The sequence below is a fragment of the Kribbella qitaiheensis genome, assembly GCF_014217565.1.
Classification (GTDB): domain Bacteria; phylum Actinomycetota; class Actinomycetes; order Propionibacteriales; family Kribbellaceae; genus Kribbella; species Kribbella qitaiheensis_A.
Genome location: NZ_CP043661.1, coordinates 5938337 through 5951404 on the forward strand (window position 1 = coordinate 5938337; position 13068 = coordinate 5951404).

Genomic DNA, 13068 nt, shown 5'->3' on the forward strand with positions numbered 1-13068 from the left:
GATTCCTGGCAACTCCTGTTCTGCCGAGGGAGAGCGTTCGTGACTGCTTGGTACCGACCTGCTGGATCGACCGCACGGGACGGGTTCGAGTTGGCTGTCAGTCCGGGCGAACCGGACTGGCACCACACCGGCCTGTACGTCGCTACCCTTCGCCCCGGGCAGTCGATCGAGTTCGAGACGGGCGACTGCGAATATCTGGTCCTGCCGCTGAGCGGCTCGGCCGAGGTGATCGTCGACGGTGAGACCGTGCCGCTCGGCGGACGCGCGGACGTGTTCGCCGGCCCGACCGACCTCGCGTACGTCCCCCGTGGCTCGACCGTCGCGGTCACCAGCGCCGGCGGGGCCCGGATCGCGTTCCCCCATGCGAAGGCCGCGTCGGACTACCCGTTCCGCCGGATCGGCGTGGAGCAGGTCGAGACCGAGCTCCGGGGCGCGGGTGTCGCCTCCCGGCAGGTGCGCAACTTCGGCACGCCCGCCGTCCTCGAGGCGGACTCGATCATCGCGTGCGAGGTGCTCACCCCGGCCGGGAACTGGTCGTCGTACCCGCCGCACAAGCACGACGAGCACAAGCCTGGCAAGGAGAGTGAGCTCGAGGAGATCTACTATTTCGAGCTTCAGCTGTCCGACGATGCCCCGGCGGATGCCAAGGGCAACGACCCGATCGGTTACCAGCGGGTCTACGGCACCGAGGACCGCCCCATCGACGTACTCGCGGAAGTCCGCAGCGGGGATCTGGTGCTGGTGCCACACGGTTGGCATGGTCCTGCGATGGCGCCTCCTGGGTATGACATGTACTACCTGAACGTGATGGCCGGTCCCGGCGCCGAACGTGAGTGGCTGATCAGCGACGACCCCCAGCACGGCTGGGTCCGCGAGCTGTGGCCGAGTCAGCAGCTCGACCCCCGCCTCCCGTTCGGAGCCGAGCGATGACGACGACGCCGGGCTCGATGGCACCCCGGATGGCTGTGACACCTCGGATGGCTGGGGCACCCCGGATGACAGTGGCGGGCCGGACGGCAACGGTGACGAAGCGAACGATGACGGTATTCGGAGGAGTTCGATGACGGTGCGACTCACGGTCGCGCAGGCGCTGGTGCGATTCCTGAGCGTCCAGTACTCGGAGCGCGACGGCGTGAAACAGAAGCTGTTCGCGGGCTGCTTCGGCATCTTCGGCCACGGCAACGTGGCCGGCCTCGGCCAGGCGTTGCTCCAGGCCGAGCTGGAAGACCCCGAAGCACTGCCGTACATCCTGGCCCGCAACGAGCAGGCCATGGTGCACAGCGCGTCTGCCTTCGCCCGCACCCGCGACCGCCTCCAGACCTACGCCTGTACCGCGAGCGTCGGCCCCGGCTCGACCAACATGGTCACGGGCGCGGCGCTGGCCACCGTCAACAGACTCCCGGTGCTGCTCCTCCCTTCCGATGTGTTCGCGACCCGGGTGGCCACGCCCGTGCTGCAGGAGCTGGAGAGCTACTCCGCCGGCGACGTCTCCGTCAACGACGCCTTCCGGCCCGTGTCGAAGTACTTCGACCGGATCTGGCGGCCGGAGCAGTTGCCCTCGGCGCTGCTGAACGCGATGCGTGTCCTGACCGACCCGGTCGAGACCGGCGCGGTGACCCTGGCCCTGCCGCAGGACGTCCAGGCCGAGGCGCATGACTGGCCGGAGGAGCTCTTCGCGGAGCGCACCTGGTACGTCGCACGCCCGTTGCCTGAGGCATCCATTGTCGACAAGGCGGCACAGCTGCTACGGGCCTCGGAGCGGCCGCTGATCGTCGCGGGCGGTGGCGTGGCGTACTCCCAGGCGCAGGACGCGCTGCGCGAGTTCGCCGAGGCGACCGGCATCCCCGTGGCGGAAAGCCAAGCAGGCAAGGGATCTCTGCGTTACGACCATCCGCAATCGGTTGGCGCGGTCGGGTCGACGGGCACCACGGCGGCCAACGCCCTGGCTCGCGACGCGGACCTGGTGATCGGGATCGGCACCAGGTACGCCGACTTCACGACGGCCTCCCGGACTGCCTTCCAGAACCCGGACGTGCGGTTCGTGAACATCAACGTGGCGCGCTTCGACGGTGGCAAACATGCCGGCCTCCCTGTTGTCGCGGATGCCCGGGAAGCCCTTGTTTCCCTGCGATCCGCGGTCGGCGATTGGTCTGTACAGAAAAAGTACAAGGAATTGACCGCCGAACTCGCACGAGTTTGGGACCGGACCGTCGAGCAGGCGTACAACCCGCCTGCGGAGGTTGTGGACAACCTCGCCGACGGACTGCTCACCCAGGGTCAGGTGCTCGGTGCCGTCAACGAATTGTCGGAGCCTCGTGATGTGGTGGTCTGTGCGGCCGGTTCGATGCCGGGCGACCTGCACAAACTCTGGCGGACCCGCGATCCGAAGGGATACCACGTCGAATATGGCTTCTCCTGCATGGGCTACGAGATCGCCGGCGGGCTGGGCGTCCGCCTCGGCGCACCCGACCGGGACGTCTTCGTCATGGTCGGCGACGGGTCGTACCTGATGATGGCGTCCGAGCTCGTCACCGCGGTCCAGGAGAACGTGAAGATCATCGTCGTCCTGGTCCAGAACCACGGCTTCGCCTCGATCGGCGCCCTGTCGGAATCGCTGGGCTCCCAGCGATTCGGTACGGCGTACCGGCGGCGCGGCGGCGACGGGCGGCTGGACGGGGACTACCTGCCGGTCGATCTCGCGATGAACGTGCGCAGCCTCGGCGTCGAGGTGCTCGACGTGAACAGCCGCGCCGAGCTGGAGAAGGCGATCGGTACGGCGAAGGCGGCGACCGGGCCGATCGCGATCCACGTGAAGACGGATCCGCTGATCGGCGCGCCCGACAGCGAGGCCTGGTGGGACGTCCCGGTCAGCGAGGTCTCGGCATTGGAGTCGACCCGGACAGCCTCCGCGGCGTACGAGAAGTCGAAGCAGGACCAGCGGCCCTATCTGACACCGATCGAGGGGCAGAACTGATGGGCACCGTGAAAGTCGGCAGCGCGCCGGACTCCTGGGGAGTCTGGTTCGCTAACGACGAGCAGCAGACTCCTTGGGAGCGGTTCCTCGACGAGGTCGCGGGCGCCGGCTACACGCGGATCGAGCTCGGCCCGTTCGGCTACCTGCCGAGCGACCCCGCCCGGCTGAAGGAAGAGCTGGACAAGCGCGGTCTCGAGGTGACGGCCGGAACGATCTTCGAGCACCTGCACCGGCCCGGACTCGTGGGACTCGACCTGGCGTGACGTCTCGGCCGCCGCCGAGCTGGCCGCGGCGATGGGGGCCAGGCATCTGGTCGTGATCCCGTCGATGTGGCGTGGATCGAACGGCGAGATCGTCGAGCCGCGACTGGATCACGAGGGCCAGGCGCGACACGGCCGGCAGGTGACCGAGCTGGGCCGGCGGATCGCCGCGGAGTACGGGCTGAAGACGCAGTTCCATCCGCACGCGGACGGGCACGTGGACAGTCAGGAGACGGTCGAGCGGTTCCTCGTCGAGACCGACGGGGAGCACGTCAACCTCTGTCTGGACACCGGCCACATCAGTTACTGCGGTGGCGACAACCTGGAGCTGATCCGGAAGTACCCGGATCGCATCGGGTATGTGCACCTGAAGCAGGTCGACCCCACGGTGCTGGCCGAGGTGGAAGCAGCCGGCGTGGGCTTCGACGAGGCGGTGCGGCGCGGTGTGATGTGCGAGCCGCCTCTCGGCGTACCAGAGCTGCCGCCGGTGCTCGACGCACTGGCTGCCCTCGATGTCGATCTGTTCGCGATCGTGGAGCAGGACATGTATCCCTGCCCACCGGAAGTGCCGCTGCCGATCGCGGAGCGGACGCTGTCATACCTGAGGACCCACGGGGGTGGTGTTTCCGTTTGACGACCGGGCAAGGTATCCCTTCCTGGTCACACCCGAACGCCGCGGCGTTACCGCGGGAACGTCTGAAAGGCTGGTTGTAGTCATGGTTCGGTGGCAGAAGAAGGCGGTGGCCGCGGGGGCGGCGCTCGTGCTGGTCACGGCGCTGGGTGCGTGTAGTTCCTCCGGTGGTAAGAAGGAAGAAGAGAAGTCGAGTGGTTCGACCGGCAACGTGGCGAACACGCCACGGATGAAGGTCGCGTTGATCACCCACTCCGGTCCGGGCGACACGTTCTGGGACATCGTCCGGCGGGGCGCCGAAGCGGCTGCCCAGAAGGACAACATCGAGTTGCAGTACTCGTCCGACCCGGACGGCGCCGCCCAGGCCAACCTGGTCCAGACGGCGATCGACTCGAAGGTCGACGGCATCGCGGTCACCCTGAACAAGCCGGACGCGGTGATCCCGAACGTCAAGAAGGCCGTCGCGGCAGGGATCCCGGTGACCGTCCTCAACGGCGGCCTGGACACCTGGAAGACCTCCGGTGCGATCGGCTACTTCAGTCAGGACGAGCGGATCGCCGGCCAGGCGACGGGTGAGAAGCTGAAGGCGCTCGGCGCCAAGAAGGTCATCTGTGTCATCCACGAGCAGGGCAACGTGAGCCTCGAGGCTCGCTGCCAGGGCATCAAGGACAAGTTCGGCGCCGTCGAGAACCTGAACGTCAACGGTTCCGACCAGCCGGGGACGCAGGCGACGATCACGTCTAAGCTTCAGCAGGACAAGGCGGCCGACTACGTGGTCGCGCTGAATGCAGGCATCGCCCTGACCGCGGTTCAGGCGGCCAAGGATGCCGGTTCAGCGGCCAAGATCGGCAGCTTCGACATGAGCAAGGCGATGGCCAAGGCGGTCAAGGACGGAACGGTGGACTTCGCCGTCGACCAGCAGCCGTACCTGCAGGGCTACCTGGCGGTCGACGCGATCTGGCTGAACAAGACCAACGGCGACACGATCGGCGGCGGCGAGGCCACTCTCACCGGCCCGGCGTTCATCGACAAGACGAATATCGATGCCGTCGAGAAGTACGCCACGGCCGGAACTCGCTGAGGTACCGGCCATGGCATCGACGATCACGACCCCGGACAGTATCGACGACCGGGTCTCCACGCGGTCCGTGGGTGTGCGCCTGCTGAGCCGTCCCGAGATCGGATCGCTGGTCGGCGCGGCGGTGATCCTGCTCTTCTTCGTAGCCACCGCGGCACCCTTCCGCGACATCCACAACACCGGGACGATCCTGTACGGGGCCGCACTGATCGGTGTCATGGCCGTCCCGGTCTCCCTGCTCATGATCGGCGGGGAGTTCGACCTGTCAGCCGGCGTCGCGGTGACGACCGCCGGCCTGACCGCCGGCATCGTCGCCTACCAGCTCAGCGTCAACGTGTGGGTCGGAATGGTGGCAGCCCTGGCGCTGGCGCTGCTGATCGGTGCCTTCAACGGTTGGCTGCTGATGCGGACCGGATTGCCGAGTTTCCTGGTGTCACTCGGTACCTTCTTCATCCTGCAGGGCTTGAACATCGCGGTCACCCGGCTGACGTCCGGGGCGGTCGCGTCGAACTCGATCAGCGACATGGACGGGTTCGGTACGGCGCACGCGGTGTTCGCGTCGCAGTTCAAGGTCGGTGGCATCACCATCAAGATCATCGTCGTCTGGTGGATCGTCTTCGTCGCGATCGCCGCCTGGATCCTGCTCCGGACGAAGATCGGCAACTGGATCTTCGCGGTCGGTGGCGACGCCGCTGCGGCGCGGGCGGTCGGCGTACCGGTCAAGAAGGTCAAGATCGGCCTGTTCATGACCGTGGGCTTCTTCGCCTGGTTCACCGGGATGCAGTTGCTGTTCGTCCAGAACGGTGTGGTGCAGTCCGGTGAGGGCGTAGGCAAGGAGTTCCTCTACATCATCGCGGCGGTGGTCGGAGGCTGCCTGCTCACGGGCGGCTACGGCTCCGTCGTCGGCGGTGCGGTCGGGGCGCTGATCTTCGGCATGGTGCAACTCGGCGTCGTGTACGCCGGCTGGAACCCGGACTGGTTCAAGGCCTTCCTCGGCGCCATGTTGCTGCTGGCCACGATCGTGAACCTCGTCGTCAAGAACAAGGCGGAAGCGCGATGACCACTACGACCAGCTTCGCCAACGAGGCGGCCAGCAGCCCGACCACGCCGATCGTGCACCTGGACGAGGTCGGCAAGAGCTACGGCAACGTGCACGCCCTCCGGGGGGTGTCCCTGGCCGTCAGGCAGGGCGAGATCACCTGCGTGCTCGGCGACAACGGTGCGGGCAAGTCGACGTTGATCAAGATCATCGCCGGCCTGCACGAGCACACTGACGGTGTGCTGTCGGTGAACGGCGAGGTCCGCCGGTTCGGTTCGCCGCGGGAGTCGCTGGACAGTGGGATCGCCACGGTCTACCAGGACCTGGCGCTCGCTCCGTTGATGTCGGTCTGGCGGAACTTCTTCCTCGGCAACGAGCTGACGAAGAGGTTCGGCACGCTGGACGCCACGAAGATGAAACGGATCACCGGCGAGGAGTTGACCAAGATGGGGATCTCGATCCCCAACCTCGAGCAGCCGGTCGGGATGCTGTCCGGTGGTCAGCGCCAGTGCATCGCGATCGCCCGGGCGATCTTCTTCGGCGCCAAGGTGCTGATCCTGGACGAGCCGACCGCCGCTCTCGGCGTGAAGCAGTCCGGCGTGGTCCTGAAGTACATCGTGAAGGCGCGCGACGCGGGTCTCGGCGTCGTCTTCATCACCCACAACCCGCACCACGCTTACCTGGTCGGCAACCACTTCATCGTGCTCAAGCTGGGGCGGGTCGCGCTCGACACGCATCGGGCCGAGATCACCTTGGAGCAGTTGACGAACGAGATGGCGGGCGGCTCCGAACTGGAAGCCCTCAGCCACGAGTTGCGGGGCGTGGACGCGTCGGCCGTGGTGCAGCCGGGCAGCGGCACAGGCAAGGTCGATTCCCCACTGGAGAGCAGATGACACAGCAGGACCTCCGGATCGGCATCATCGGCGTCGGGATGATGGGCGCCGATCATGCCGAGCGGGTCGCGCGACGGACCTCCGGCGCGCGGCTGGTCGCGGTGTCCGATCCCGACGTCGCCAGGGTGACCGCCCTGGCGACGGCGCTGGACGGCGTACGGGTGATCGACGACCCGCTGCAGTTGATCGCCGACGCCGGGGTCGACGCGGTGATCATCGCCTCGCCCGGGTTCGCGCACGCCGAGCAGTTGATGGCGTGTCTGGAGCATGGCAAGCCGGTGCTCTGCGAGAAGCCGCTGACGATGGACACCGAGTCCTCGTTGCGGGTGGTCGAGGCGGAGCAGAAAGCCGGCCGGTCATTGATCCAGGTCGGGTTCATGCGGCGCTTCGATCCGGAGTACGCCGCTTTGAAGCAGTTGCTCGACTCCGGCGACCTCGGCCGGACGCTGCTGCTGCACAACGTGCACCGGAACAAGACCGTCCCGGAGACGTTCCGCAGCGAGATGATCGTGCGCGATTCCCTGGTGCACGAGGTCGATGTGGCGCGCTGGCTGTTCGGCGACGAGATCGCCCGGATCACCGTGCACGCCCCGAAGCCGACCAGCCTGGTCGGCGACGGGGTGCTCGACCCGCAGTTCGCGGTGTTCGAGATGGCCGGCGGGGCGATCGCCGACGTGGAGGTGTTCGTCAACTTCCAGGTCGGGTACGAGGTGCGCTGCGAGGCGGTGGCGGAGAAGGGCAGCGCCACGATCGGCCTCGGGGTCGACGTACTGACCAAGCGGGCCGGACACTGGGGAGGAGCGGTGCCGGACGACTTCCGGGTCCGCTTCGGGCTGGCCTACGACATCGAGGTCCAGCGCTGGGTGAATGCCGCGGCGAAGGGCGAGATCGATGGCCCGACGGCCTGGGACGGGTACGCCGCCGCCGCGGTCTGCACGGCGGGCGTGCAGTCGCTGCAGGAAGGACGCCCGGTGGAGGTCGAGATGGTACGCCGCAGCGAGGTGCTTGGCTGAGACTCGACCCGAAAGATCACCGCCTAACCGAACAAGCAAGGCCGAAGAAGCAAGGGATGCAGCTGTGAGCACTGAGCGAATCACCCATCTGATCGGCGGGACCCCGTGGACGGGCGTCTCCGAGCGCACCAGCAAGGTCTACAACCCCGCCACCGGCGAGGTGACGGGCGAGCTGGACCTGGCCTCGGCCGCGACCGTCGACGAGATCGTCAAGGTCGCCAACGACGCCTCGAAGGGCTGGGGCCGGACGTCGCTCACCAAGCGCGCGCAGGTGCTGTTCGCCTTCCGGGAGCTGCTGAACGAGCGCAAGGAGGACATCGCCGCCCTGATCACCGCCGAGCACGGCAAGGTGCTGTCCGACGCCCTCGGTGAGGTGACCCGTGGTCTGGAGGTGGTCGAGTTCGCCTGCGGCATCCCGCACCTGATGAAGGGCGGCTTCAGCGAGAACGTGTCGACCAACGTCGACGTGTACTCGATCCGCCAGCCGCTCGGCACGGTCGCGGTGATCTCACCGTTCAACTTCCCGGCGATGGTGCCGCTGTGGTTCGTCCCGATCGCGATCGCCTGCGGCAACAGCGTGGTGATCAAGCCGTCCGAGAAGGACCCGTCCGCGGTCAACGCGATCGCCGCGTTGTGGAAGGAAGCGGGCCTGCCCGAGGGCGTGATGAACGTCGTGCACGGTGACAAGGAGGCCGTCGACCGGTTGCTCGAGCACCCGGACATCAAGTCGGTCTCGTTCGTCGGCTCGACCCCGATCGCGAAGTACGTGTACGAGAAGGGCACCGCGAACGGCAAGCGGGTGCAGGCACTCGGCGGCGCGAAGAACCACATGGTCGTGCTGCCCGACGCGGACCTCGACCTGGCTGCCGACGCCGCCGTGAACGCCGGCTTCGGATCGGCGGGGGAGCGCTGCATGGCGATCTCCGCACTGATCGCCGTCGAGCCGGTCGCCGACGACCTGATCGGCAAGATCCGCGAGCGGATGGCGACGCTGAAGACCGGTGACGGCACGCGCGGCTGCGACATGGGCCCGCTGGTGACCGGCGCCCACCGCGACAAGGTCGTCGGATACGTCGAGGCCGGGGTTTCCGCTGGTGCGGAGCTGGCGGTCGATGGCCGCGAGGGTCCGTTCGACGGTTCCGACGACGGCTTCTGGCTCGGCCCGACGCTGTTCGACAAGGTCACCCCGGACATGTCGGTCTACACCGACGAGATCTTCGGCCCGGTGCTCTCGGTGCTCCGCGTCCCGTCGTACGACGCGGCGCTGGAGCTGGTGAACTCGAACCCGTACGGCAACGGCACGGCGATCTTCACCAACGACGGCGGCGCCGCCCGGCGGTACCAGACCGAGGTCGAGGTCGGCATGGTCGGCGTCAACGTCCCGATCCCGGTGCCGATGGCGTACTACTCCTTCGGCGGCTGGAAGAACTCGCTCTTCGGTGACACCCACGCCCACGGCACCGAAGGCGTCCACTTCTTCACCCGCGGCAAGGTGATCACCTCCCGTTGGCTGGACCCGTCCCACGGCGGCCTGAACCTAGGCTTCCCCACCCACGACTGACCTTCTTCGACGGCACCCAGGCACAGGGCTTGGGTGTACCGTCGTTGGCAACCCCCGGGGCAGCAGGAGTACCGCGGCGAACGAAGCTCGTTGAGCCGATTCAGCCCATCTCATCCAGCCCTGGAGTGCGTCATGGCCAAGAACAAAGGCGGACGCGAAGTCCGCAAGCCGAAACAACCCAAACAGGCGAAGTCCAACGCGAGCGACAGCTCGATCATCCCGCCGACGAAGCAGGGACGTAAGTAGATAGGTCTGTCTGCGGCGGCCGGACGAGCGCCAAGCTCAGCCGGCCACTCGCAGTATGGGTCAGTGCAGTACAGGTCAGAGCCGGCTGACCGGGCGAGGCTGCAATCCCGCGTCCCGGTAGCAGGCGTCGATGAGCTCCATCGTCGCGACCGCGTCGTCGGCGTCGATCGGCAGCTCGGCGCCGTCGCGGAGGTGTGCGGTGAACGCCTCGAGCTGATACGCGTACGACGACTTGCGGCCGAGCTGCTCGACCCAGGTGTCTTCCTTCGTCTTCACCATCACCCGATCGTCCAGGTGCGGCAGGACGAAGCTCGGCGCGAACGCCTCGCCGCGCGTTCCAGTGATCCGCAGGCTGAAGTCGAGCTCCTCGGCCGCCATGCTGGTCCGCACCGCGCCCGTCGCGCCGTTGGGGAAGACCAGATCGGCATTGAGCCACTCGTCAACGCCCGGCAGCCGCTTGCGCTCACCGGCGCGCGCGTTCGCGAGGGTCGGCGCACCGCCACCCCACGGCGCGAGCATCCGAGCAGCGTGCAAGGCGTAGCAACCGACATCCATCACCGCACCGCCCGCCAGCGCAAGTGACCAGCGCGGATCGTCGTCGTCCGGCGGCGGCATCACCATCGTCGCCTCGACGTGCCGCAGATCGCCGAGCTCGCCCTTGGCCAGCAACTCGTGCAGCCGCCGGGTCACTGGATGGAAGAGGTAGTGGAAGCCCTCCATCACCACGACGCCGGCGTCGCGGGCAGCGTCGCGAACCTCCGCGGCCTCGGCCGCATTGCTCGCCGACGGCTTCTCCGTCAGCACATGCTTGCCTGCGGCAATGGCTCGCAGGTTCCACGGCCCGTGCAGCCCGTTCGCCAGCGGGTTGTAGATCGCCTCGACCTCGGGATCGTTGATGACGTCCTCGTACGACGCGTGGACGCGTTCGACCCCGTGTTCCTGTGCGAAGGCAGTCGCCCGATCGGAATCTCGCGCGGCGACCGCGACCAGCCGGGCGCCGGTCAGCCGGGCCGGTTCGACGATCGCCCGACCTGCGATCCGGGCGGCGCCGAGGATTCCGATGCGAAGCGGTTCCATGCCTTCTCCTTCAGCTGTCGTCCGTACGGCGGCGTACGGCGTACTCGTCGAGGGCGGTCTGCAGGCGATCGGCCGGCCAGTCCTCGTCGAGGGCCTGCCGGACCAGCTCGGCCTGGGTCTGCGGAGCGAGACCGCCGATCGGCTGGTCCCGATCCAGGTTGGTCGGAAAAGCGTAACCTTCGGCGCCGGCCCGCGATGATGTTGTCCAAAGTTGCCGGCGGGAAGGCGCCATCCTGCCGGAGCTTCCGTAGGACGGGATAGAGGGTGACCGCCATCCGGACCCGGTCGACGCTCTCCATCGCCCGGCCGAACGCCGACGAGATCTGCAACAGGTTCGCCATCCGGAAGATTCCCGCCGACCGGTTGCTACCGGCCGCGTGGAACAAGGCCGGGTTGAAGAACACCGCGTCGCCCTTCTCCAACGGTAACTGCACGTGATGGGCGACGAAGTGCTCGCCGAACTCGGGCTGCCGCCAAGCCAGGTAGCCGAGTTCGTACTTGTGCGAGTGCGGCAGGTACAGCGTCGGCCCACTCTCCACCGGCATGTCACAGTGCGCGACCGCCCCCTGCAAGGTCAGCACGCTCGACAACTTGTGCACATGAGCAGGGTAAAGAGCGGCGACCTCGTTCGACTGGAATCCGAGGTGGTAATCGCGATGAACGGTCTGACCTTCACCTCCCGGATTCACAACGTTCACCTGCGAAGTCACCTGGTACGCCGGTCCGAGCCAGGCCCGCGCGGTCAACGCCAGCAGGTCGTTGGCGTAGTACGCGGCGAACACCTCGGGCGCGCGCACGGCCAGCTTCTCCAACGCGTTCCAGACCCGGTCGTTCGCGCCCGGCTTGGCGAAGTGGTCGCCGGCCGCCGTACCGGCCGTCTGCTGATCGCGGATCATCGCGTTGAACTCGTCCGTCGTGGCGTCGACGATGTCCTTGCCGAAGGCACCCTTCAGCACGACGATGCCCGGGCCGTCGCTGAGCGCGTGGACCAGTTCGGCCTGCACCTCGCGCTGATCCTCCTTGCGGATCCGGTCCGCGTCGTACAGGGGGACCTGCTGCTCGATGCGGTCCGCATACTCATAGTCGGGCGTCTCGTCCCGCAGTACTTCGAGGAGGTCGGCCACCTTGGCGTCCTCCGGATCCAGCCAAACATCGGTCATCGTCGGCTCCTCTCGTCGGGTCTAGCCATCAAAGCCGTGGGCCGGTGGTGGTGCGACGGACCAGGCGGGGTGCGATCGGGGTGGGGGTGGTGTGGTCGGACGTGGTGGTTCTGGAGTGGGCCTGCTGGAGGGCCTGGTCGGCCAGTGCAGGGGTGTTCTGCGCGATCGTGGTGAGGTTGATGTGGGACAGGGCGGCGATGGTGGTGTCGTCGTAGCCGATGACCGAGAGCTCGGTGGGCACCTGACGGGACTGGCGGACGGTGTCCAGGAAGCCGACGGCGGAGCGGTCGTTGAAGGTGAAGACCGCGGTCACCGTCGGGTGCGTGTCGAGGAGTTGCTTCGCGGCCAGGGCGCCGTCGTTCTCGGTGGGGCCCGCCGGGATGACGAGTGGTGTCAGGCCGGCGCGGCGCATGGTGGTCCGGTAGGAGGCGCGGCGGTCGGTGGCGCCCGGTGATCTAGCGCCGTCGATGTGAGCGATCTCGGTGTGGCCCAGGCCGATGAGGTGCTCGGTTGCCAGCCGCGCACCAGCGGTGTCGTCCGTCCGTACTACGTCGACCCCCGCCGCGCTGACCTTGCGGGCCACGACGATCACCGGCTGGTCGGCTGCAAGCGACGCCAACGCGGACGGCGCGAGCATCGGACCCAGCAGAATCAGCGCCTCGCAGCGGTAGTCCAGCAGGGACTGGATCGCGCGAGGTTCGTCGCGGGTAGGAGCGACGGCGCTCAGTGCGAGCTCGTAACCGGCCGACTCGGCTGCTGTGTAGAGGGACTCGACCAGGTCGCCATGGAAGGGCTGCCGTACGTCGAACGTCACGCCCAGCAACCGGGTGCGGGTCCGGCCCAGCAACCGGGCTCGGTGATCCGGGCGGTATCCGAGCTTGGTGCCCGCGGCAAGGACCCGGGCACGGGTGGCTTCGCTGGCGCCTGGCGCGTCGCGGTAGACGATCGAGACCAGAGCGCGGGAGACTCCGGCCAACGAGGCAACGTCTTCCATCGTCGCGGGGCGATCCCGACGAGCCATCCGTGGTACCTCCTGAAGTTGTTGCCCGGGCGCGGAAACGATTACGGCGGTCAAGAGTCCGAGAACTCTTGACGGAGCTATCAAAGCAGTGCTCGCTAGCTTCTGACTAGAGCGC

At 67.5% G+C, this 13068-nt stretch carries 12 protein-coding genes; 9 read left to right on the top strand and 3 right to left on the bottom strand.

What is annotated here, in order from left to right:
- The first annotated feature begins 39 nt into the window (after positions 1-39).
- The 9 genes from iolB to F1D05_RS28280 all read left to right on the top strand — a co-directional run bounded on the left by iolB (position 40) and on the right by F1D05_RS28280 (position 9449).
- The gene (gene iolB, locus F1D05_RS28245; protein ID WP_185443477.1) at positions 40-930 is read left to right on the top strand and encodes a 5-deoxy-glucuronate isomerase; all 891 of its coding nucleotides are present in this window, start codon (positions 40-42) and stop codon (positions 928-930) included.
- A gap of 115 nt (positions 931-1045) precedes the next feature.
- A complete protein-coding gene (iolD, locus tag F1D05_RS28250; protein WP_428995041.1) occupies positions 1046-2974 on the top strand; it encodes a 3D-(3,5/4)-trihydroxycyclohexane-1,2-dione acylhydrolase (decyclizing) in 1929 nt (642 codons plus the stop codon).
- Positions 2974-3237, top strand: coding sequence for a hypothetical protein (locus tag F1D05_RS41065; protein ID WP_246486040.1), 264 nt, complete (start codon positions 2974-2976; stop codon positions 3235-3237). The genes iolD and F1D05_RS41065 overlap by 1 nt, the downstream gene beginning before the upstream one ends.
- Before the next feature lie 31 nt (positions 3238-3268).
- Positions 3269-3868, top strand: a complete 600-nt coding sequence (locus tag F1D05_RS28255) for a TIM barrel protein (protein ID WP_343066530.1) — start codon at positions 3269-3271, stop codon at positions 3866-3868.
- An 82-nt stretch (positions 3869-3950) separates the two neighbouring features.
- The gene (locus F1D05_RS28260; RefSeq protein ID WP_185443479.1) at positions 3951-4946 is read left to right on the top strand and encodes a substrate-binding domain-containing protein; all 996 of its coding nucleotides are present in this window, start codon (positions 3951-3953) and stop codon (positions 4944-4946) included.
- A 10-nt stretch (positions 4947-4956) separates the two neighbouring features.
- Positions 4957-6003, top strand: coding sequence for an ABC transporter permease (locus tag F1D05_RS28265; RefSeq protein WP_185443480.1), 1047 nt, complete (start codon positions 4957-4959; stop codon positions 6001-6003).
- Positions 6000-6875: an ATP-binding cassette domain-containing protein gene (locus F1D05_RS28270; protein ID WP_185443481.1), complete on the top strand. Its 876-nt coding sequence runs from the start codon at positions 6000-6002 to the stop codon at positions 6873-6875. Before F1D05_RS28265 ends, F1D05_RS28270 begins: the two co-directional genes overlap by 4 nt.
- Complete coding sequence (locus tag F1D05_RS28275) at positions 6872-7888, top strand: Gfo/Idh/MocA family protein (RefSeq protein WP_185443482.1); 1017 nt, start codon at positions 6872-6874, stop codon at positions 7886-7888. Before F1D05_RS28270 ends, F1D05_RS28275 begins: the two co-directional genes overlap by 4 nt.
- A 64-nt stretch (positions 7889-7952) precedes the next feature.
- A complete protein-coding gene (locus F1D05_RS28280) occupies positions 7953-9449 on the top strand; it encodes a CoA-acylating methylmalonate-semialdehyde dehydrogenase (protein ID WP_185443483.1) in 1497 nt (498 codons plus the stop codon).
- A gap of 321 nt (positions 9450-9770) precedes the next feature.
- Here the strand turns inward: F1D05_RS28280 and F1D05_RS28285 are convergent, their stop codons facing one another.
- From F1D05_RS28285 to F1D05_RS28295, 3 genes are read right to left on the bottom strand one after another with little or no spacing between them, the layout of a single operon-like run.
- Positions 9771-10772, bottom strand: coding sequence for a Gfo/Idh/MocA family protein (locus tag F1D05_RS28285; RefSeq protein WP_185443484.1), 1002 nt, complete (start codon positions 10770-10772; stop codon positions 9771-9773).
- The gene (locus F1D05_RS28290) at positions 10697-11932 is read right to left on the bottom strand and encodes a phytanoyl-CoA dioxygenase family protein (RefSeq protein WP_246486041.1); all 1236 of its coding nucleotides are present in this window, start codon (positions 11930-11932) and stop codon (positions 10697-10699) included. Before F1D05_RS28290 ends, F1D05_RS28285 begins: the two co-directional genes overlap by 76 nt.
- 28 nt (positions 11933-11960) lie before the next feature.
- Positions 11961-12953 carry a LacI family DNA-binding transcriptional regulator gene (locus tag F1D05_RS28295; RefSeq protein ID WP_185443485.1) on the bottom strand — a complete coding sequence of 331 codons (993 nt, stop codon included), beginning with the start codon at positions 12951-12953 and terminating at the stop codon, positions 11961-11963.
- Positions 12954-13068 lie beyond the last annotated feature (115 nt).